Consider the following 20,553-nt stretch of genomic DNA (forward strand, 5'->3'; position numbering starts at 1 on the left):
AGAGAGCGTAATGAAACTGATCGGCAATTACACCAGCCCCTATGTGCGTAAAATCTCGGTCATCATGCTGGAAAAAGGCATTACGTTCGAATTTGTCAATGAATCGCCGTGGCATGAAGAGAGTCATGTACCGCAATATAACCCGCTGGGTAAAGTTCCGGCGCTGGTGGTTAAGCCAGATGAGATCTGGTACGACTCGGCGATTATTGCTGAATACCTCGAACAGCTCAATGTTGCTCCGGCGCTGATCCCGCGTGAGCCGCTGGCCTCGCTGAAAGTGCGTCAGACTGAAGTGCTGGCGGATGGAGTGTGCGATGCGGCGCTGGTGATTGTGCGTCATCAGATGCTGCCAGCGGAACAGCAGTCAGAAAGCGAACTGCTGCGTCAGCGCACCAAAATTCAGCGCGGACTGGATGCGCTGGAAAAACTGGCGGCAAACGGCGAATGGCTAAATGGTGAACAGCTGACGCTGGCGGATATCGCTACCGCCTGTACCATTGGTTATCTTAATTTCCGGCGTGTGGCGCCGAACTGGTGTGTCGAACGACCGGCGCTGGTCAGGCTGGCGGAGAAGATGTTCCAGCGCGAGAGCTTTGCGCGTACAGTGCCACCTACTGCCTGATAAAGATGGGCGGCGAAAACGCCACCCCTACGGAAAATTTTGATGTAGGGGCGGCGTTCTCGCCGCCCGCTGCCATCACTGCAACAGCGAAATATCCGCAACTTGCAGGAACAACTCACGCAGTTTCGTCAGCAGCGTCAGACGGTTAACCCGCACCGCCTGGTCATCAGCGTTAACCATCACCTTATCGAAGAAGTTGTCCACCGACTCGCGCAACTGCGCCAGCTCGATTAACGCATCCTGATAACGGCCTTCGGCAAAGAACGGCTGCAGTTTACTGCTAAGCGCGGTGACAAAGGTCGCCAGCTGAATCTCTTCGTTTTCCTTCAGCAGCGAGGCCTGTACGCTGTCATTCAGGGTTTCGGTCGATTTGGCGAGGATATTGGATACGCGTTTATTGGCCGCAGCCAGCGCTGCCGCTTCCGGCAAGCTACGGAAGTGCGAAACCGCCTTCATACGGGCATCAAAGTCCGCCGGACGGGTTGGACGACGCGCCAGCACCGCCTGCAACGTATCAATGCTGTGACCCTCTTCCTGATACCAGCTGCGGAAGCGACCAAGCATAAAGTCGATAACCTCATCGACCACTTTAGCGTTGGTCAGCTTGCTGCCATACAGGCGCACCGCTTCTTCGGTCAGGGTTTGCAGATCGAGCGCCAGATTTTTCTCGACGATAATACGCAAGACGCCCAGCGCCGCACGACGCAGTGCAAACGGGTCTTTATCGCCTTTCGGATGCTGGCCAATGCCAAAAATACCGGCCAGCGTATCCATCTTATCGGCAATCGCCAGCGCACAAGCCACCGGGTTGGACGGCAGGTCATCACCGGCATAGCGTGGCTGATACTGCTCGTTCAGCGCCACCGCCACATCTTCCGCTTCACCATCATGGCGCGCGTAGTGCATGCCCATCACACCCTGGGTGTCGGTAAACTCAAACACCATATTGGTCATCAGGTCGCACTTCGACAGCAGGCCAGCACGGGTGGCATGATTCACATCAGCGCCGATCTGCGCCGCAATCCAGCCAGACAGCGCCTGGATACGGTCGGTTTTGTCGCGCAGGGTACCCAGCTGTTTCTGGAACAGCACGGTTTCCAGACGTGGCAGATGCTCTTCGAGGCGTTTTTTACGGTCCGAGTTAAAGAAGAACTCCGCATCGGCGAGGCGTGGACGCACCACTTTCTCATTACCGGAAATAATCTGCTGCGGATCTTTCGACTCAATATTAGTGACGAAAATAAAGTGCGGCAGCAGTTTGCCGTTATCGTCGTACACCGGGAAGTACTTCTGGTCGCCCTTCATGGTGTACACCAGCGCTTCTGCCGGCACCGCGAGGAATTTCTCTTCGAAGGTCGCGGTCAGCACCACCGGCCACTCCACCAGCGAAGTCACTTCTTCCAGCAGACTTTCGCTCAGATCGGCTTTACCGCCAATCTTACGCGCTGCAGCTTCCGCATCGGCTTTGATCAGCGTTTTACGCGTTTCGTAGTCAGCGACCACTTTACCGCGCTCCAGCAGAATTTGCGGATACTGGTCAGCATTGTCGATAGTGAACTCTGGCTCGCCCATAAAGCGATGGCCACGAATAATGCGCGCAGAATCAACGCCGAGAATGGTGGCCGGGATCGACTCATCGCCCAGCAGCAGGGTCACGGTATGCACCGGACGCACAAACTGCGTCTCTTTATCGCCCCAACGCATCAGCTTAGGGATCGGCAGTTTCGTCAGCGCAGTCGCCACCATCGCCGGCAGCAGCGTCTGCGCGCTTTCGCCTTTGCTCAGAGCGCGATACAGCAGCCATTCGCCTTTGTCGGTGCTCAGACGCTCAGCCTGATCAACGGTAATCCCGCAACCGCGTGCCCAGCCTTCGGCGGCTTTGGTCGCGACGCCACTGGCATCAAAGGCGGCGGCAATCGCCGGGCCACGTTTTTCAACTTCACGATCCGGCTGTGAGGCGCTCAGATTAGCGACTTTCAGCGCCAGACGACGCGGCGCGGCAAACCAGCTGACTTCACCGTGCGCCAGGTCGGCAGCATCCAGTTCAGCCGTAAAGTGGGCGGCAAACGATTCCGCCAGGCTACGCAGCGCCTTTGGTGGCAGCTCTTCGGTGCCGATCTCCACCAGAAATGTTTTTTCAGTCATGGCGGCCTCTTATTTTTTTCTGTTCAACATCGGGAAGCCCAGCGCCTCACGCGACGCATAATAAGCTTCCGCCACGGCTTTGGTCAGGGTACGAATACGCAGAATATAGCGCTGACGCTCGGTCACCGAGATCGCCTTGCGCGCGTCCAGCAGGTTGAAAGTATGGCCCGCCTTCAGAATGCGTTCGTAAGCCGGCAGCGGCAGGGGTTTCTCCAGCGCCAGCAGGCTTTGCGCCTCTTTCTCGTACTGCTCGAAGCAGGTAAACAGGAAGTCGACATCCGCATATTCAAAGTTATAGGTGGATTGCTCCACTTCATTCTGATGGAACACATCACCGTAAGTGGTGGTGCCCAGCGGACCGTCGCTCCAGACCAGATCGTAAACGCTGTCCACGCCCTGGATATACATCGCCAGACGCTCCAGACCGTAGGTGATCTCACCGGTTACCGGCTTACACTCCAGTCCGCCAACCTGCTGGAAGTAGGTAAACTGCGTCACTTCCATGCCGTTCAGCCACACTTCCCAGCCGAGGCCCCAGGCACCCAGCGTCGGGTTCTCCCAGTTATCTTCGACAAAGCGAATATCGTGGATGGTGGGATCCATACCCAGCTCTTTCAGTGAACCCAGATACAGCTCCTGAATATTGTCCGGCGAAGGTTTGATGATCACCTGGAACTGGTAGTAGTGCTGTAAGCGGTTCGGGTTTTCGCCATAACGACCATCGGTAGGACGACGTGACGGCTGCACATAGGCAGCAGCGATTGGCTCCGGCCCTAAAGCACGCAGGCAAGTCATAGGATGTGAGGTGCCGGCGCCCACTTCCATGTCCAGTGGTTGAACAATGGTGCAGCCCTGGCGCGCCCAGTAATCCTGCAAGGTCAGGATCAGGCCCTGAAAGGTCTTAGTATCAAACTTTTGCATGATGAATTCGCACGCGATACGGTGGATGAAAAAAGTGTGCGCCAGTATACCCTTTGACCGGGTTGATTACCAAAAGGGTAATAGTCAGCCGACACTTTCTTCTGCTTTGTCCTGCTGCGCAGTGAAATCAGTATTACACCGGATGCCCGGCGCGCTGAGCGAATGATAGATCTCGCTCAAGGCTAACCAATACGGGTTATGCCAGCTGGCACAGGAGAAGAAGTGATGAACACATTGATTGTAAACGGTTTAGTCGTTACTCCTGGCGGTGACATTGACGCCGGGTTACTGATTGAGCACGGTAAAATCGCCGCTATTCTGGCGCACGGTAGCCCGTTGCCGCAGGCTGATGAGATTATCGACGCCAGTGGACTGGTGGTGATGCCCGGCACCATTGATGTCCATACCCATTTCACCGCTGCCCATGATTTCCCGGAGCAGGAGCTGCGCGAAGGCACCCGGGGCGCCGCCGCCCATGGTGTCACCACCATTATCGAGATGCCGCACTCGCTGCCACCGGCTACTACCCTCGACAGTTTTATCGCCAAACGCGAGATACTGGCGCGCAGCTGCGTGGTGGATTACGCGCTCTGGGCGGGCCTCGACGGCAAAAACCTGCCACAGCTGGCGAAAATACAACAGGCAGGCGCCATCGCCTTTAAAGCGTTTTTGTGCAGCGATTCACCGGATGGCGCGGCCGGTGATGAAAAGGGGCTGCCAAGGTTAAATGATGACAATCTGCTGCGCGCCATGCGTGAGCTGGCCAGTTTTAATGGCCTGATCGGCGTGCATGCCGAGAACCATGACATTCTGACCGGCGCCGCCAGCGAACTGCGCGCCGCCCGGCGCAACCACAACCGTGCTTGCGCGCTGGCCAGTCCGGAGATTGCCGAGACCGAAGCCGTCGGCCGCGTACTACACTTCGCCAGACAGACCGGCGTGCGGACGCATATTGTCCATGTCAGTTCAGCGCAGGCGGTGCGGATGATTACGGCGGCAAAATCAGCCGTACGGGTCAGCTGCGAAACCTGTCCGCACTATCTGCTGCTCGACGAAGACGATCTGGTGCGCATCGGCGCCAATGCCCGCTGTAGCCCGCCGATCCGCCCGCGCCCGGTGGTCAACGCGTTGTGGCAGCTGGTGCACAGTGGTGAAATTGATCTGCTGGCCTCCGACCACTATCCCTGTACGCCAGAGCAAAAACAGCTGGGGCAAAATGGCATCTGGGATGCGGTCAAAGGGCTGACGGGGGTGGAAACCCTCGGGCCGCTATTTTTTAGTGAAGGCCATATCAGGCGCGCCCTGTCACTGCGCGAGGTGGCGCGAATGACCGCCAGCGGTCCGGCGCAAGTCTTTCATCTCTGGCCGCGCAAAGGGGCCATCGCTCTGGGGGCTGATGCCGATTTGGCGCTGTACGACCCGCATGAAATCTGGACGGTCAGCGGAGAAAAATTTCACGGGCTGGGTAAGTGGAGTGCTTTTGACGGCATGAAATGCCGCGGAAAAGTGGTGCGCACCCTGATCCGCGGCATTAGCGTATTTCGTGACGGCGCAATACAGGTTGCGCCGGGATTTGGTCAGTTCCTGACGCGCACCTTTTAAGCGGTGAAGCGTTATCATTAGAAAATCGTATAGATATTGATCAGTCAGCCATTTACACCATCTGACCCACCGGGGAATACCACTTATCCTTCTGAATTTATTAATTAAACTCTCAACCCCTGGCAGAGCCTGACCCGCTACTCTCTCCGCTCTCAGGCACAAAACTGACCATCTGGTGAAAACGCGCTCGTTGACTTTCGTCTAATCGTATACGAATTTACGATCATCAACTGCTCAACGAGACGCCACCATGAAACAGGCCATTACCTACCCCGGAATGCACGCAGAAGACCGCCCGATGGGGCCAGCGCCGCTCTCATCGGCGATTCTGAGTGAGCCGATGCTGTTTATCTCCGGTCAGGTAGCCATCGATCCGTACAGCGGCGCAATTGTCGGCAACGATATTCAGGCGCAGACCCACCAGGTGCTGAAAAACGTCGGCGACCTGCTGGGCGAAGCCGGTATGACCTTCGATAACGTGGTGCGCGTAACGATTTTCCTTACCGATCTTTCGCTGTTCGCTGAGCTGAATGCGGTATACGCCGACTATTTTGCTTTTCCGTACCCGGCTCGCGCCACCGTCGGCATCCAGCTCAACCACCCGGATTTACTGGTTGAGATGGAAGTGACGGCGATGCGCTAAGCGGGAGAATCATCAGATGCATATTCATATCGAAAACGACGCCAGCGCGCCGCAGGCACTGCAACTGCCAGTGGAGCTGCTGCAACAGCGAATTGACGCCAATCCGCTGCTGCGCGGCAAATTTACCCTGTCGGAAAACAGCGATGCCGAACGCGTAGCGGCGTTTTTACCTGCCGCAGAGATTCTGTGGGCCGGACGTAAGCTGCCGCTGTATCACTATCCGACGCCACAACTGAAGTGGGTGCAGGTGATGTCCGCAGGCGTGGAGAGCTGGCTGGAAAAATGGCCAGCGGCCATTCAGCTGGTGAATGCCTCCGGCGTCCACGGCGATAAAGGGGCCGAATTTATTCTGATGGCTGCGCTGATGTTCAATTACGGCATTCCGGGCTTTCTGCAGGACCAGGCCAGCCAGCAGTGGCGGCCGACCTTTGGCGGCTGTGCGCGCGGCAAAAAAGTGCTGCTGCTGGGCGTGGGCGGCATTGGCGCGGCGGCGGCGGCGATGCTGACGCGCCAGGGTTACGAAGTCTGTGGCGTGACGCGCAGCGGCTATAGCGAAGCCGAACTGGCGCGCTGCATCGCGATGGCGGATATCGATGCCGAACTGGCGGACACCGATGTGCTGGTCTCCACACTGCCGCTGACGGCGGAAACCGAGGGTCTGTTCAATGCCCGCCGTCTGGCGCAGCTGCCAGCGCGTGCGGGGGTGATTATCGTCGGGCGCGCCAGGGTGTTTGATTATCACGCGCTGCGCGAGATGTTAAGCCAGCAGCAGCTGGCGGGCGCGGTGCTGGATGTTTTCCCGCAGGAGCCACTGCCTGCCGGCGATCCGCTGTGGCACTGCCCGGGGCTGATTATCACGCCACATTGCAGCCTTGACGATCATGGCGCCTATCTCGAAGGCTGCCTGTCGCGCTTTATCCAGAATCTTGAACGGTATCAGGCCGGAGAGCCGCTAATAAACCGGGTTAACCCAGAAACAGGTTATTAAGCCCTGTACCAACCCACAACAATCGCAGTTCATCAATTAACTATTCACCTGCCCAGGGAAAAGATTATGAAATTTGCACGCATCGCTCTGCTGGTATCCGGTCTGACCGGCTCCATGTTGTCTCTCTCCGCGCACGCTGCCGACCCGGTAAAACCCACTGCCGCCGACTTCGCCGCGATGGCGCAGTGTAAAACCCTGCAAACCAAATATCCGTCGCTGGTCGGCAAAGATGTGGTGGTGGGTTTAGGCGGTTACACCAAAGGTTTTGAAGCACCATCCGCCGCCGATCCGACGGTGATTGAAGGACTGGATCCGTCACTGTTTGATCGCCTTGGCGGCTGTCTCGGCTTTAAACACACTTACCAGAACGGCTCATTTAACGTGCTGCTGACCTCGATCTCCAGTGGTCGCGCCGATATCGGCCCGATGCTGTACGTCACCCCGGAACGTCTGAAACAGATTGCATTTGTTGCCTCGGTGCAGGTGCAGGACGGCTCGGTAATCGCCAAAGGCAACCCGAAGAAAATCAATACCATTGACGATCTCTGCGGCAAGACCGTTGCCGCCGCGGCCGGCACTTACGAAGCCAGCAAACTGGTGCCGGAGCAGAGCGCCAGATGCGTAGCCGCCGGTAAGCCGGAAGTGAATATGCTGATGGTGCAGAACACCGATAACAGCATTCAGGCGATCAAAAGTGGTCGTGCCGATATCTATCTGACCGAAGCCGGTTCAGCGCGTGAAATCGCTAAAGCCGATCCCGCTTCTTACGCCACCGCCTTTACGGTCGATCTGCCCATTATGGTCGGCTTCCCGATTGCTAAAGATAACGCGGTGATGCGCAGTGCGGTGCTTGACGCGATGCTGGTGATTCAGCAGAGCGGCGCGCAGCAGAAACTGCTGGATTACTGGGGCCAGGGCGCCAGCGCACAGCGTACTGCGACCGACAAAGGTTAAGTGTTAATAAGTCCGACATGCCGGAGAGGTTCGCGTGGATGATTTTCTGAAGTATTTAACCCTGCCCTATTTGTGGCAGGGTGCGGTAATCGCTGTGCAACTGCTTGTCGGCGCACTGGCTGGTGGGGTGATTATTGGTTTCTTTCTGGCGCTGGCCAGCACCTCACGCCATTTTATTATTCGTTTTCCGGTGCAGGTGTATATCTACATTCTGCGCGGCACGCCGGTTCTGCTACAGCTGATCCTGCTGTACAACGTGCTGCCGCAGTTTGGCCTGCGCTTTAGTCCGTTTGTCAGCGCCTTACTGGCGCTGATGATCAACGAAACCGCATTCTGCGCCGAGATTATTCGCGGCGGCATTATGGCCACCGATCGCAATCAGCGCGTCGCCGCCCAGGCCTTTGGTTACTCGCGTACCAAAGAGATGATTTATGTGGTGATCCCGCAGGCGCTGCGCGCCATTCTGCCAACCATGGGCAATGAGACCGTTGGCCTGCTGAAGTCCACCTCGCTGGCTTCGGTAGTCGGCGTTAACGAACTGACGATGCGCGGTCAGACCATTGTTTCGCAAAACTTTATGTTTATTCCGGTGCTGGTGGCGTCGGGCGGCATCTATATGATCCTCTCGTCGCTGCTGGCCGCCGGTCAGTGGTGGATGGAGCGCCATTACAATCTGGAAGATCGCGCCCGCCGCGCCCGCGCCCGGCAGGACAAACTGCCGCCAGCAGCGGAGGTGGAAGCGCTGATGCTGCCGAAACAGCGCTGGGATACCAGCAAAGCGGCGCCGGTACTGGAGATCGATAACCTCTGTGTCGAATATGGCAATAAACCGGTGCTGAAAGATCTGTCGCTGCATATTCGTCGTGGTGAAGTGGTGGTGCTGCTGGGCCGCTCCGGTTCCGGCAAAAGCACCCTGCTGAAATCGATTCTCGCCCTGACGCCGCGTTCCGGCGGACGCATCGCCACTGAAGGCCATGTAATGGGTTACAACGATCAGGGGAAACCGCTGCCGGACCGCCATCTGCCCGCCAACCGCGCGCGTTCCGGCATTGGCATTGTTTTCCAGCACTTCGCCCTGTTTGACCATCTGACCGCGCTGGAAAATGCGATGAGCATTCCGCTGCGCGTGCAGGGTGAACAGCCGGAGATTGCCCGCGCCAAAGCGATGCGCGCACTGCGGGTGGTAGGCCTTGGCGACTTTGCGGCGGCGCTGCCGCACGAGTTATCCGGTGGCCAGCAGCAGCGTGTCGGCATCGCCCGCGCGCTGGCTGCGGAACCGCGCATTCTGCTGTTTGATGAGCCAACCTCGGCGCTGGACCCGGAGCTGGTGCGTGAGGTCAACCAGACCATTCGCTCGCTGGCGCAAACCGGTATCACCATGATTATCAGCACCCATGATATTGCTTTCGCCGCCAGCGTGGCGGACCGCGTGGTATTCCTGCAAGGCGGCCAGCTGATTGAGCAAGGGCCACCGGCAATTCTGCAACAGCCGCAGACTGAAGCTTTCGCCCAGTTCCTGCAACACGAACAACAACATCAGGAGATCGCACATGCATAACTATGCCGGCATGCTGCCGTTTCAACTGGAAACCCGCCAGCGGCTGGGCGATGCCCTCTACCGCTATATGGTCGGGCAACCGGCGGACGCCCAGCTGGCGGCGGCGGACGCCAACAGTCAGGATTTACAGCGCTATCGTCTGCTGCCGCGCGTGATGCGCGCCACCAAGGGTATCGATACCCGGGTGATGCTCGGCGGACAACGCTGGGCGGCGCCGCTTGGCGTCGGCGCGTTTGCCGGTGATGTGATTTTTCATCCGGAAGGGCTGCTGCCGATTGCCCGCGCCTGTAAACGTCTGCAACTGCCGCTGGCCATCTCCGAAGAGACGGTGACACCGCTGGCGGAGATTTGCGATGCGTATCAGGGCTGCTGGCTGCAACTGCGGGCGGCGGGCGATTTGCCACGTATTGAACGCCTGATTCGCCATGCGGCTGACTGCCAGGCGGCAGGGATTATTCTGACGGTGCTGGCGCCGGTGCATCCGGTGGCGGGCTTACAGCCTGGCGGCTATTCAATCGGCGAGGCGCTGCAACAACAGGGACTGCGCACCATTGGCGCCAGCGCGCCGGGCGTCGAGACGCTGCCCGCTTTTCCTGGCTGGGGCTGGAATGAGATTCGCCATATCAGCGCCTTTGCCGCGCAGTTAAAGATGCCGCTGATGCTGAAAGGCATCCTGCACCCGGAAGATGCCCGCCAGGTGCCGGAAAGTGGCGTCGACGCCATTATTGCCTCCAATATCGGTCTGCGGCAGAGCGCACGCTGGGCAACGCCTGCCCAACAGATGCCGCAGCTGCGTCAGCACTACCCGGGCGATATTGTGATGGATGGCGGTATCCGCAGCGGTACCGACGTGGTAGTGGCCGCCTGTCTTGGCGCAACCCTGTCGCTGACGGTGCGTCCGGTGATCAGCGCGCTGGTGGCCGGTGGTGAAGAGGCAGTATTTAATCTGCTGGCGGGCTGGGTCAATGAAATCACCGCCATCAGTCACTGGTGTGGCGTCAGCGCCATCAGTGAACTGAATCCCTCTTTCCTTGCCGCGGAGCCGCTATCATGACCAGCCGTTTAATTCTCAACCAGGGCGACCGCAGCGAATCGCGCATCTACTACTGCGCGCTATATCTGGCGGAAAGCCTTGGCCTGTTTGCGAAATATGACGTGGACATCCAGTTCACCACCGCTGAGTCCGGCGGCCACACTATCCAGGGCGGCCAGGTACCGGCGGTCATTACCGGAGAAGCCGACCTGACTATCGGTGGGCCAATGGTGATGATGAAGAATTACCAGCAGCAGGGGCCGCAAATGATGTGTTTTTGTGCCGCCGTAGCCGCTAACCCGTGGTTTTTAGCCGCCGCCAACAGCGAACCCGGCTTTGTCCCTGATGCGCTGCGCGGCAAGCGGGTGATTGATGTCGGTAATGTCGGCACCGCCACATTAAGTTTTAACTGGCTGTTAAATCAGCATCAGCTTAGCGATCAGGTCACTCTGATCCCCGGCAGTGGCGATCAGCAGGCGGATTTCGCCGCCGTCGCCAGTGGTGATTACGACTATGCGCTGCACTCAATGCACGCGCTGGCGCCGGCTGTCGCCAGCGGCAAACTGCATTGCGTCGCCAGCCTTGCGCCGTTATGCGGTGATATGCCGTGGAGCGCGTATATCGCCCGCCGCGATGTGCTGCAACAGAAACGCCCGGCGTTTATCGCGTTTACCCGCGCGATCGCCGAAGCCCAGCAGTGGCTGCTGAGCCACGACGCCGCCGCGCTGGCGCAGCAGGTGCAACCCTGGTATGCGGATTATCCCGCCGCGGCGCTGGTCGCCGGTCTGGATGCGTATCTGCACAGCGGTGTGTTTGCCAGCGGACCCGACATTGCCCGCCAGGATTTTGAGCATTTCGCCACCTTGCTGACCGAAACCGGCTGGCTCAGTGCGCAGATCCCGGTTCCTTATGCCGCGCTGGTGGATATGTCACTGGTCGGCGCCATCTGGCAGCAGGAGAAATAAGCATGAGAACATTGATCGTCAACGGATTAGTGGTCACGCCCGACGGAGAGATCGCCGCCGGGTTGCTGATTGAGCAGGGAAAAATTGCCGGTATTCTGGCGCACGGCGCCCAGCTGCCGGCAGTGGATGAGGTGATCGACGCCAGCGGGCTGGTGGTGATGCCCGGCGCGATTGATGTCCATACCCACTTTACCGGCTCCCATGATTTCCCCGAACAGGAGCTGCGCGAAGGCACGCAGGGCGCCGCCGCCCATGGCGTAACCACGATTGTGGAGATGCCCCACTCCTTGCCGCCCGCCACCACCACTGGCAACTTTATCGCCAAGCGCGAAATGCTGGCGCGCAGCTGTACAACTGACTTTGCCATGTGGGCCGGTCTGGATGGCAACAATCTGGCGCAGCTGGCGGAGATGCACGAGGCGGGCGCGATTGCCTTTAAGGCGTTTCTCTGTAGCGGTGCGCCCGATGGCGGCGCGACCGATGAAAAAGGGCTGCCGCGTCTGAATGATGATGCCCTGCTGCGCGCGATGCGCGAGCTGGCGACCTTTGACGGGCTGATCGGCGTACATGCCGAGAATCATGACATTCTGCTTGGCGCTGGCGGTGAACTGCGCGCCGCCGGACGCAAAGATACCCGCGCCCATGCGCTGGCCGGTCCGGAGATTGCTGAAATCGAAGCGGTGGGGCGCGTGCTGCAAATCGCCCGCGAGACTGGCGCACGCGCGCATATTGTTCATGTCAGCTCCGCGCAAGCGGCGCAGCTGATTGCGGCAGCGCGACCGGCGGTGCGGGTCACCTTTGAAACCTGCCCGCACTATCTGATGCTCGATGAAGACGATCTGGTGCGCATCGGACCAAATGCCCGTTGCGGGCCGCCAATCCGGCCGCGTGCGGTGGTCGATGCGCTGTGGCAGGTGCTGGAGAGCGGCGAAATTGACATACTGGCCTCCGACCACTGCCCCTATACGCCAGAACAGAAACTGGCCGGACTGGAAAGTATCTGGGATGCCGGAATGGGACTGACCGGGGTAGAAACCCTCGGCCCGATGTTCTTTAGTGAAGGTCACGTAAAACGCGGACTGCCACTAAAAGAGCTGGCGCGCATGACCGCCAGCGGTCCGGCGCAGGCTTTTCATCTCTGGCCGCAGAAAGGCGCCATTGCGCTGGGCGCCGATGCGGATCTGGCCTTTTATGATCCTGAAGCCAGCTGGACGGTAACGGGTGAAAATTTCCACGGTCTGGGTAAGTGGAGCGCCTTTGAAGGGATGCACTGCCAGGGCAAGGTGGTCCGCACCCTGATTCGCGGCATTACCGTGTTCCGTGACGGCGAGATGCAGGTCGCCCCGGGATTTGGTCAGTTCCTGACGCGTTCCCATTAATTCAGGCCATTATGCAGGACATCACTATGGCAGAAAAATCCGCGCCGCCCGCGCGTAAAACCGGGAGACAGACCAGCGCACCGCTGATGCAGGAAGATAATCTGGATGCCAGCTGGGCCGCCGCCAGGCCGCGTACGCTGGTCGATCATGCGGTCGATGCGATTTTATCCGCCGCCTCGCGCGGTTTGATTTTGCCAGGCGATCGCGTCTCTGAACCGGATTTAGTCACGCGCCTTGGTATGAGCCGTGTACCGATCCGCGAGGCGCTGCGCATTCTGGAAAGTCAGGGGATAGTTTCCAGCGAACCTTATAAAGGCATCCGCCTGATGGAGATCTCCCATCAGCGGCTGGAGCAGATTATCGATGTGCGTATTCCGCTGGAAACCCTCGCCTGTCAGCGGGCGATTGAGGCCGGACGCAATGGCCCGCGCGAACTCAAACTGCTGAATCAGAGCGTCGACGAGCTGGTGCTGATGCAGCAACGCGAAGATGTCTACGGCTTCGCCTCCGCAGATACCGATTTTCACCGCGTGTTGTGCAGCCTGGCGCTGAATCCGGTACTCAGCAATCTGTGGGAATCCATCGCCCGCCAGCTGACGGTGATCTTTGGTCTTTCCACCATCGGCAAGTCAATGGAGTCGATTATTGAAGAGCATCAGCGCCTGGTGGAAGTGTTTGCCGAAGGCGATATCGACAAGATGGCACAGGAAATTGAACAACATATCCGCGTGCAGGCGCTGGATGTCGATTACGAAAAAATTATCGCGGAACGCCGCAAATTGCTGGCCGCAGCGGAATAGCCGCCGCATTAGCCTGACGACTTTTGCCACCAGGAAACAGAATTGATGAAAATTACCAATGTTGAAGCTTTCTATCTGCGGTTGCCGAATATTGAAAAACGCACCGACAGTTCGCAGGATGCGTTGCTAATCAAAATTTCTACCGATGCCGGTTTTGTTGGCTGGGGCGAAGTGGATGGCAGTCCGTATGTCACCAAAGCAATTATCGATGCCCCTTACTCCCATACCATGGTAACCGGCCTGAAATCGCTGCTGATTGGCGAAAATCCGCTGGATACCAAAAGGTTATGGAGCAAGATGCACCGTGCGACTATCTATTACGGTCGTAATGGCGCGGTGATTCAGGCGATGGCCGGGATTGATATTGCGCTGTGGGACATTAAAGGCAAAGCGCTCGATCGGCCGATTGTCGATCTGCTCGGCGGCGCGATGCGCGACAAAATGCGCGTCTACTCCTCCAATATGTTCCAGTACAGCATTGATGACACCGTGGCGCGCGCCCGTCATGCGGTGGATACCGGCCATACTGGCGTTAAATTTGGCTGGGAACCCTTTGGTGAAGATGAAGCCACCGATATGCGCTATCTCGACGCCATTCGCCACGCAATTGGCGACGATATCGACCTGATGCTCGATGTCGGCCATGCCTGGGATGCGAAAACCACCATCCGCCGTGCCGAACGTTTCGATGCTTTCAATCTTTTCTGGATTGAAGAGCCGCTGCATCCGGATAATTTCGCCGGTTACGGGCAGGTATCGCAAGCCTGCAACCAGCATATCGCCGCCGGTGAGCAGGAGTGCTCGGTGGTCGGCTTCGAGCGCTTAATCGATGAAGGCGGCATTGATATTGTGCAGATCGACCTGACGCGCACCGGCTTTACCCAGGCGATTGAGATTGCCAGCTATGCCCACAGTCGCGGGCGTAAAGTCTGTAACCATAACTTCACCACCGATATTAATACTGCCGCTTCACTGCATTTCCTCTGCGCCATTGAGAATGCGCTGGTGATGGAGTATTGCGTTGAACCGGGTGAAATCAGCCGCTCGCTGGCGAAAAATCCGGTGCGTATCGCCGACGGATTTGCCTGGCTGCCGGATGAGCCAGGTCTCGGTGTGGAGCCGCGGATGGATATTATTGAGAAGTTTTTAGTAAAAGAGTAATTCTGTTGTTTCTTTCCAGCCCCCTCCCGCTTTACGGGAGGGGGCCAGCGCAGCGCCCATTTTGCCCCCCCCTTCATAGAATCTTGTTCAGCTCAGTCCGATTTTTAACAACAAGTATTGTTGAAGCCTCCTGTTCCATCTACCCTCATGTCAGCATTGAAGCGACGGCAAATAAGAGGAACAGATGACGCAAAAGATTGGCTGGATAGATAATTTACGTGCCGTGGCCTGTTTAATGGTGATTATGATCCATACCACCACCTGGTACATCACCAATAGCCCGCAAGTGGCCGAACACCACTGGGATATCGCCAATCTGCTGAATTCTGCCTCACGCGTTTGTGTGCCGATCTTTTTTATGATTTCAGGTTATCTGTTCTTTGGTGAACGAAGCGCGCAGAATCGCCATTTCCTGCGTATCGTGCTCTGCCTGCTGTTCTACAGCGCGGTGGCGCTGGCGTATATCACCCTGCTGACCCCCATCAGCGAAATGATATCCATCAAACACTTACTGCAAAAACCGGTGTTCTACCACCTGTGGTTTTTCTTCGCAATTATGGTGATTTACCTGCTGTCACCGCTGATTCAGGTGAAACAGGTGCGCGCGCGCTATGTTGCGGTGCTGGTTCTGGTGCTGGCGGTGGTCGCCAACCCGAATACCGTCGATCAGTCGGTGGGGCCATTTCACTGGCTGCCGGTCAATCTGTATATCGGCGGCGACACCTTTTACTACGTGCTGTATGCCTTGCTGGGTCGCGCTATTGGCATGATGGCGACGGAGAAGCCGGGTATCAGCTGGCTGGCGGGAGTGTTATTTGCCGCCTGCGTGGTGGGAATTTCAATTGGCACCAAAAAAGAGCTGCATATTAATGGCGCCTTCTCCGATACCTGGTATCTCTACTGCGGCCCGCTGGTATTTATCGCTGCCGTCAGCCTGCTGGTGCTGTTTAAAAACTGCCTGAACCAGCGCGTATTGCCCGGTTTAGCGCTGATTTCGCGCAACTCATTGCCGATTTATGGTTTCCATGCGCTGTTTATTCACTATATGCGCACCCATCATCTCGACCATACCGGCCAGCCGCTACTGGATATTCCGCTGATTTTTGCCGTAACCCTTGCGGGCAGCCTGCTGCTGGCGCTGGGATTGCGCCGTATCGATAAATATCATCTGGTGAGTTAGTGAAAAAAGCAGGTAAACAGCAGACTAAAATCCGGTGTTTACTTTTTCGCCAGCTTCCACCTATTATTTGTGCCTGAGGATGAGTATGGAAAATCACACAAGGAGTGTGTCTTATGTCAGCATTACCCTTTCCCTGTACCCTGTTCAAAAGCCAAAAGCGGATGGATCATTACACAGCCAATGATATGCGATGCGGGGATTTGAGCGAAACCGAGTTGAAAAGGCATTTTAATCTGACAGACGTGTCTGCAAAAGTTGATCCCTATACGCTGACGGAAATTACGCCATTCAGGCAGCCACAATCAATGTTTTACGGTTCTCGCGACGCCGGGAAGAAGCTTAGCAGAGAGCAATGTGCGAGGCTCCTGTTTGATGAGTTTCGTCAACTCTCCCGTCCATTTGCCATTTACGGCCCATACAGGCATCTTATTGAGAAAATGATTACTCATATGCAGAACTGCAATGGGATGCCGTTTCGTGACATTTATCTGAATGCTGCTCTGAAAAAGCGCATACTTAATGACAGGACAAAAGATAGTTCGTTAAGTAAAATAAAAATAGCGCTGACAAAATTTGTTGACTGGGAAAATGGTTATTATCCTGTTAATAAAAAAGATGAATTTGATACCTTAATCAGATCTTCATATTTGCCAAAATTCGCCAAATTTCAGGATAGCTTCAACGGAATGGGGATCACTGTTCACGACACATATGCAACCCACATTACAATAAAATCTCTGCAGATTGAAAAAGATGGCTATCGCGCTATAATTCATTACCAGGTACAGGACCACTTTGGACTGGACAACGAAGATATTTTGAAATTCAAATTCTACCAGTTTCGTTTCTTTCGTATCTGGTTTGTGCTTCAAAGATACCATCAACTAGCCTTTAAACCATTTATGACTAATATGGAAGCAACACTGGAAATAGTCGGAAATAGAAATGAAAAAATATAGAAAATTAACGATATTATTGATTATAATTTTGTGTGCTATCTACATAGCATACGAATTATTAAAACCAGTGAAAATCATCGCTATTTATCAGTATCGCAACTCTACTGATGTACTTATTGAAAACCCACCACTAACAGATGCAGGGAAAATAAGATGGTGGGAAAACAACATTAATAAACTAAAAGAAGAGGAAAAACTCTCCCCTCCCAGCCCGGATGGAACATTTTACATTAACATTTGGGATTTTGGGGAGGGTTATAAGATAGCAGGGAATGACGACAAACTTTGTTTTGACGCCATTAAATCAGATAAAAAGTGCATCGATAAGAATAAATACATGACGGTATATAGATTTAAACATGAAATACCCATATTTACTATTGGAGATAAAAGCTATATAAGTTTAAAAAATGGTGAGATAGTCCGACAATAAATAAAAGCATCAAGACTTTCTCTACATTGAAACACCTTAAATAGGTCCTTTCGGTGTAGATAACCCACCGCATACAAGATAATACCGACAGCAAAAGTCTAATCCTGCCAGCGCAATTCCGCACGCCGTAGCTGGCGTGCTGAGGAGAATCCGGCGGCCAGCGCGGCGCGCTCTGCCCCTTCGCCCTGATTTACCCGCTGACGCGCCACCGCCAGCCGTAGCTGCTCGTGGTAGTCGCGCACGCTGATACCAAGATGCTGACGGAACAGACGTGTCAGATGGCGCGAACTGACATGCGCGCGCGCCGCAATCTCCTCCAGTTGCCAGCTTTTTTCCGGCTGATGGATCAATAAATCCTGGGCGCGATGAATTGCCGGATTAAGATGATTTCGGTGACATAACCATGGAGATAGCTGCGGATCGTCACCCGATCGGCGAAAATAAACCACCATTTCCCGCGCCACATCCAGCGCGACCTGCGGACCGCACAGCTGATGAATCAGATGCAAAGCCAGATCGATGCCAGCGGTAATGCCCGCGCTGGTCCAGATACCGCGATCTTCGACAAAAATACGGTTCTCTTTCACCAGTGCCCCCGGCGCTGCGGCGCGCAAACGCGCCAGCACCTCATGATGCGTGGTGCACTGCACGCCATGCATTAATCCGGCACGTGCCGCCAGCACCGTGCCGGAACAGACACAGACCAGCGTAATGTTGCCTGCATGGATAGCCGGTTGCAGGCGCGTCAGCCAGTGCTGAGCCATCCGCGCTTGCGGAGTATCGAAACAGACTGCCGAATTATATGACCCTGGCACCACCAGCAAGCTGCCATCCGGTAAGCTCTCCGGCAGCGGCGCAATATTACCGATCGTCATATCGGTTGAAGAGATAACCGTTTGCTGTGGGCCGATGTAGTGCAGGGAAAATGCCCCTGCCGCCAGCTTCAGCGTTTCCGCCGGGCCAGTCAGATCCAGCGCCATCACCCCTGGCAAAGTCAAAAACCACACCGGTATCGGCATATCAGACAAGCTCCTGCAGGCAGCTCTCCACGGTATGAATCGCCGCAAATCGGTTAATCAAAACGCTCTCAGTACGGTGGCGTAAATCAGCCACGCTGAGCGTGATGCCATTATGGGTAAGCGGCGAAGTCAGCGTCGCTTCGGTGACAAAGGTGACGTTATAGCCCAGATCGGAGGCCACACGCGCGGTGGTTTCACAGCACTGTTCGGTGCGGATGCCGCAAATTATCAGATCGCTGACCTGCTGCTGGCGTAACCACTCGTCGAGGCCAGAACCAATTAGCGCATTATGCACGTTTTTATAAAAAGTTTTATCCGCCTGATGATGCAAAAATGGCATGCGCCCGACTAAGCCTGAAGCACGGGAAAATGGCCCTTCCGCTTCAACATGGAATACATCTACCAGCAGCATCCCTTTACGCTGACAACCTTCAATCAGCTGGCTGACCTTTAACTCAAAAGCCGGGGTTTCCGCTGTCTCCTGATAGCCACGTTGATAAAACGATTGCTGGATATCGATCAGCAGTAGTGCAGTTTCAGACATTTCAGGACACCTTATCAGTGAGAGTAAGGTCAATAATGACGGGTAACCAGCGGGGAGAGAAGACCAAAAACGGACATAACAACCAGATCAACGGACAAACCGCATTGGCACGGGCACGGACGGCGATAACGCCGCCCCTACATCCATCATCTGTAGGGGCCGCCTGCGACTTATGCCGACATTAACGGTTCCAGCTGCTGATACAGACGGGCGAAAATCTCGCGCTGCTGCTGATAGCGCTGATAACGGCTGAGATCGGGCTGATGACGCTGCTCAGGCGGTAAAGCAGGCAGTAATTCGGCCAGCGGTTGTTGCGGATGCAGGGCAATCAGCGCCAGCCGCGCCGCGCCAAGCGCCGGACCAACGTCGCCGCCGGTGCAGTAATCCAGCGTCTGACCACTGATATCAGCCAGCATCTGGCGCCAGTACGGACTGCGCGCGCCGCCGCCAATCAGCATAATCGCCTGCGGTTTAACCCCGGTGGCATGCAGCACATCCATCCCCTGCGCCAGCGCAAATCCCACCCCCTCCAGCACCGCGCGCGCCAGCTCAGGACGGCCATGCTGATGAGTAAAGCCAAAAAACACCCCTTTCGCTTCAGGATTATTGTGCGGCGTGCGCTCACCAGAGAGATAGGGCAGAAACCAGACGGGCGGCACATCGCTTTGCGCCCTCTCCGCTTCGGCCAGCAGCTGCGGTACATCCTGACAGCCCGTCAGCTGCGTGGCCCAGTCCAGGCAGGAGGCGGCACTCAGCATCACCGACATCAGATGCCAGCGATCCGGCAGCGCATGGCAGAAACTGTGTACCGCACGCTGCGGGTTGCTACGGAAACCGTCGCTCACCACAAAATAGACGCCTGAGGTGCCCAGCGACAACATCGCCTGACCAGGTTGATACATCCCCACACCCAGCGCCCCGGCGGCATTATCGCCACCGCCAGCGATCACCGGCACCGTTGCCATCCCCCAGCGCTGCGCCAGCTGCGCACTCAGCTGGCCAGTAATCTGGTTGCCTTCAAACAGCGTCGGCATCTGATCGCGCTGCAATCCACAGGCCGCCAGCAGAGTGTCGTCCCAGTCACGCGCCGCCATATCCAGCCACAGGGTGCCAGCGGCATCCGACATATCACTGGCGAACTCGCCGGTAAGGCGAAAACGCAGATAATCTTTTGGCAGCAATACTTTCGCCACCTGCGCAAAGATCGCCGGCTCATGCTGTTTCACCCACAACAGTTTGGGTGCGGTAAAGCCGGGCATCATCAGATTGCCGGTAATCTGACGTGAGTGAGGCACTAATTGTTCCAGTTCACGGCACTGGGCGGCGCTGCGGCCGTCATTCCACAATATCGCCGGACGCAGCACCCGATTTTGCGCATCCAGCAGCGTCGCACCATGCATCTGACCACTCAGCCCAATCGCCTGCACCTGGCTGAGATCCTGCTCCGCCGCCAGCGCCTGTAGCGCTTTGTCGGTCGCCAGCCACCATCTTTCAGGGTCCTGCTCACTCCACAGCGGTTTTGGCCGCGTCACGCTCAGCTTCTCCGTTTTACTGGCCAGCACCTGCCCCTGCGCATCCAGCAGTACTATTTTGACGCCCGAGGTGCCTAAATCGATGCCGATTACCATGATGCCTGCCTCTCTCTGG

General features: G+C 56.4%; 19 protein-coding genes. 14 read left to right on the top strand and 5 right to left on the bottom strand.

Going from position 1 to position 20,553, the window contains the following annotated elements; translation table 11 throughout:
* Window positions 1–10 precede the first annotated feature (10 nt).
* Window positions 11–622, top strand: a complete 612-nt coding sequence (locus J2125_RS10810; protein WP_017799741.1) for a glutathione S-transferase — start codon at window positions 11–13, stop codon at window positions 620–622.
* Window positions 623–697: 75 nt separating this feature from the next.
* On the opposite strand, the gene glyS is transcribed toward J2125_RS10810, so the two are convergent.
* The gene (glyS, locus tag J2125_RS10815; RefSeq protein ID WP_017799742.1) at window positions 698–2,767 is read right to left on the bottom strand and encodes a glycine--tRNA ligase subunit beta; all 2,070 of its coding nucleotides are present in this window, start codon (window positions 2,765–2,767) and stop codon (window positions 698–700) included.
* 9 nt (window positions 2,768–2,776) lie between these two features.
* Entirely contained in the window at window positions 2,777–3,688 is a 912-nt protein-coding gene (gene glyQ / locus J2125_RS10820; protein WP_017799743.1) for a glycine--tRNA ligase subunit alpha, read from the bottom strand.
* Window positions 3,689–3,913: 225 nt separating this feature from the next.
* On the opposite strand from glyQ, the gene J2125_RS10825 reads away from it, so the two are divergent.
* The 13 genes from J2125_RS10825 (at window position 3,914) to J2125_RS10885 (ending at window position 17,343) form a co-directional block, all read left to right on the top strand.
* The gene (locus J2125_RS10825) at window positions 3,914–5,290 is read left to right on the top strand and encodes a dihydroorotase (RefSeq protein WP_017799744.1); all 1,377 of its coding nucleotides are present in this window, start codon (window positions 3,914–3,916) and stop codon (window positions 5,288–5,290) included.
* Window positions 5,291–5,540: 250 nt separating this feature from the next.
* Window positions 5,541–5,933 (top strand): Rid family detoxifying hydrolase, encoded by a 393-nt coding sequence (locus J2125_RS10830; protein WP_026111520.1) that lies wholly within the window; start codon window positions 5,541–5,543, stop codon window positions 5,931–5,933.
* Window positions 5,934–5,949: 16 nt separating this feature from the next.
* Window positions 5,950–6,921, top strand: a complete 972-nt coding sequence (locus J2125_RS10835) for a D-2-hydroxyacid dehydrogenase (protein WP_017799746.1) — start codon at window positions 5,950–5,952, stop codon at window positions 6,919–6,921.
* A gap of 66 nt (window positions 6,922–6,987) precedes the next feature.
* On the top strand, window positions 6,988–7,875 hold the full coding sequence (locus tag J2125_RS10840; RefSeq protein WP_017799747.1) for a transporter substrate-binding domain-containing protein: 888 nt from the start codon (window positions 6,988–6,990) through the stop codon (window positions 7,873–7,875).
* Window positions 7,876–7,909: 34 nt separating this feature from the next.
* A complete protein-coding gene (locus J2125_RS10845; protein ID WP_017799748.1) occupies window positions 7,910–9,433 on the top strand; it encodes an amino acid ABC transporter permease/ATP-binding protein in 1,524 nt (507 codons plus the stop codon).
* Window positions 9,426–10,487 (top strand): alpha-hydroxy acid oxidase, encoded by a 1,062-nt coding sequence (locus tag J2125_RS10850; RefSeq protein ID WP_017799749.1) that lies wholly within the window; start codon window positions 9,426–9,428, stop codon window positions 10,485–10,487. The genes J2125_RS10845 and J2125_RS10850 overlap by 8 nt, the downstream gene beginning before the upstream one ends.
* Window positions 10,484–11,431, top strand: coding sequence for an ABC transporter substrate-binding protein (locus J2125_RS10855; protein WP_209499496.1), 948 nt, complete (start codon window positions 10,484–10,486; stop codon window positions 11,429–11,431). Before J2125_RS10850 ends, J2125_RS10855 begins: the two co-directional genes overlap by 4 nt.
* A 2-nt stretch (window positions 11,432–11,433) precedes the next feature.
* On the top strand, window positions 11,434–12,810 hold the full coding sequence (locus J2125_RS10860) for a dihydroorotase (RefSeq protein WP_017799751.1): 1,377 nt from the start codon (window positions 11,434–11,436) through the stop codon (window positions 12,808–12,810).
* Between the two features lie 26 nt (window positions 12,811–12,836).
* On the top strand, window positions 12,837–13,610 hold the full coding sequence (locus J2125_RS10865) for a GntR family transcriptional regulator (protein ID WP_017799752.1): 774 nt from the start codon (window positions 12,837–12,839) through the stop codon (window positions 13,608–13,610).
* Window positions 13,611–13,655: 45 nt separating this feature from the next.
* Entirely contained in the window at window positions 13,656–14,771 is a 1,116-nt protein-coding gene (locus J2125_RS10870) for a mandelate racemase/muconate lactonizing enzyme family protein (RefSeq protein ID WP_017799753.1), read from the top strand.
* A 184-nt stretch (window positions 14,772–14,955) separates the two neighbouring features.
* Entirely contained in the window at window positions 14,956–15,951 is a 996-nt protein-coding gene (locus J2125_RS10875) for an acyltransferase (RefSeq protein ID WP_017799754.1), read from the top strand.
* Window positions 15,952–16,064: 113 nt separating this feature from the next.
* Complete coding sequence (locus J2125_RS10880) at window positions 16,065–16,910, top strand: YPO3983 family protein (RefSeq protein ID WP_017799755.1); 846 nt, start codon at window positions 16,065–16,067, stop codon at window positions 16,908–16,910.
* Window positions 16,897–17,343: a DUF943 family protein gene (locus J2125_RS10885; protein WP_017799756.1), complete on the top strand. Its 447-nt coding sequence runs from the start codon at window positions 16,897–16,899 to the stop codon at window positions 17,341–17,343. Before J2125_RS10880 ends, J2125_RS10885 begins: the two co-directional genes overlap by 14 nt.
* A 98-nt stretch (window positions 17,344–17,441) precedes the next feature.
* Here the strand turns inward: J2125_RS10885 and J2125_RS10890 are convergent, their stop codons facing one another.
* The 3 genes from J2125_RS10890 to xylB all read right to left on the bottom strand — a co-directional run bounded on the left by J2125_RS10890 (window position 17,442) and on the right by xylB (window position 20,534).
* Window positions 17,442–18,362, bottom strand: coding sequence for a GlxA family transcriptional regulator (locus J2125_RS10890; protein WP_017799757.1), 921 nt, complete (start codon window positions 18,360–18,362; stop codon window positions 17,442–17,444).
* Window position 18,363: 1 nt separating this feature from the next.
* Window positions 18,364–18,906, bottom strand: a complete 543-nt coding sequence (locus J2125_RS10895) for an isochorismatase family protein (protein WP_017799758.1) — start codon at window positions 18,904–18,906, stop codon at window positions 18,364–18,366.
* 170 nt (window positions 18,907–19,076) lie between these two features.
* Window positions 19,077–20,534: a xylulokinase gene (gene xylB / locus J2125_RS10900; protein WP_017799759.1), complete on the bottom strand. Its 1,458-nt coding sequence runs from the start codon at window positions 20,532–20,534 to the stop codon at window positions 19,077–19,079.
* Window positions 20,535–20,553 lie beyond the last annotated feature (19 nt).

Source organism: Winslowiella toletana (genome assembly GCF_017875465.1).
Lineage (GTDB): Bacteria > Pseudomonadota > Gammaproteobacteria > Enterobacterales > Enterobacteriaceae > Erwinia > Erwinia toletana.

Bases quoted from the DNA above. Each gene is read 5' to 3' on its own strand.
- J2125_RS10810 (WP_017799741.1), top strand. From the start codon at position 11: ATGAAACTGATCGGCAATTACACCAGCCCCTATGTGCGTAAAATCTCG.
- glyS (WP_017799742.1), bottom strand. From the start codon at position 2,767: ATGACTGAAAAAACATTTCTGGTGGAGATCGGCACCGAAGAGCTGCCA.
- glyQ (WP_017799743.1), bottom strand. From the start codon at position 3,688: ATGCAAAAGTTTGATACTAAGACCTTTCAGGGCCTGATCCTGACCTTG.
- J2125_RS10825 (WP_017799744.1), top strand. From the start codon at position 3,914: ATGAACACATTGATTGTAAACGGTTTAGTCGTTACTCCTGGCGGTGAC.
- J2125_RS10830 (WP_026111520.1), top strand. From the start codon at position 5,541: ATGAAACAGGCCATTACCTACCCCGGAATGCACGCAGAAGACCGCCCG.
- J2125_RS10835 (WP_017799746.1), top strand. From the start codon at position 5,950: ATGCATATTCATATCGAAAACGACGCCAGCGCGCCGCAGGCACTGCAA.
- J2125_RS10840 (WP_017799747.1), top strand. From the start codon at position 6,988: ATGAAATTTGCACGCATCGCTCTGCTGGTATCCGGTCTGACCGGCTCC.
- J2125_RS10850 (WP_017799749.1), top strand. From the start codon at position 9,426: ATGCATAACTATGCCGGCATGCTGCCGTTTCAACTGGAAACCCGCCAG.
- J2125_RS10855 (WP_209499496.1), top strand. From the start codon at position 10,484: ATGACCAGCCGTTTAATTCTCAACCAGGGCGACCGCAGCGAATCGCGC.
- J2125_RS10860 (WP_017799751.1), top strand. From the start codon at position 11,434: ATGAGAACATTGATCGTCAACGGATTAGTGGTCACGCCCGACGGAGAG.
- J2125_RS10865 (WP_017799752.1), top strand. From the start codon at position 12,837: ATGGCAGAAAAATCCGCGCCGCCCGCGCGTAAAACCGGGAGACAGACC.
- J2125_RS10870 (WP_017799753.1), top strand. From the start codon at position 13,656: ATGAAAATTACCAATGTTGAAGCTTTCTATCTGCGGTTGCCGAATATT.
- J2125_RS10875 (WP_017799754.1), top strand. From the start codon at position 14,956: ATGACGCAAAAGATTGGCTGGATAGATAATTTACGTGCCGTGGCCTGT.
- J2125_RS10880 (WP_017799755.1), top strand. From the start codon at position 16,065: ATGTCAGCATTACCCTTTCCCTGTACCCTGTTCAAAAGCCAAAAGCGG.
- J2125_RS10885 (WP_017799756.1), top strand. From the start codon at position 16,897: ATGAAAAAATATAGAAAATTAACGATATTATTGATTATAATTTTGTGT.
- J2125_RS10890 (WP_017799757.1), bottom strand. From the start codon at position 18,362: ATGCCGATACCGGTGTGGTTTTTGACTTTGCCAGGGGTGATGGCGCTG.
- J2125_RS10895 (WP_017799758.1), bottom strand. From the start codon at position 18,906: ATGTCTGAAACTGCACTACTGCTGATCGATATCCAGCAATCGTTTTAT.
- xylB (WP_017799759.1), bottom strand. From the start codon at position 20,534: ATGGTAATCGGCATCGATTTAGGCACCTCGGGCGTCAAAATAGTACTG.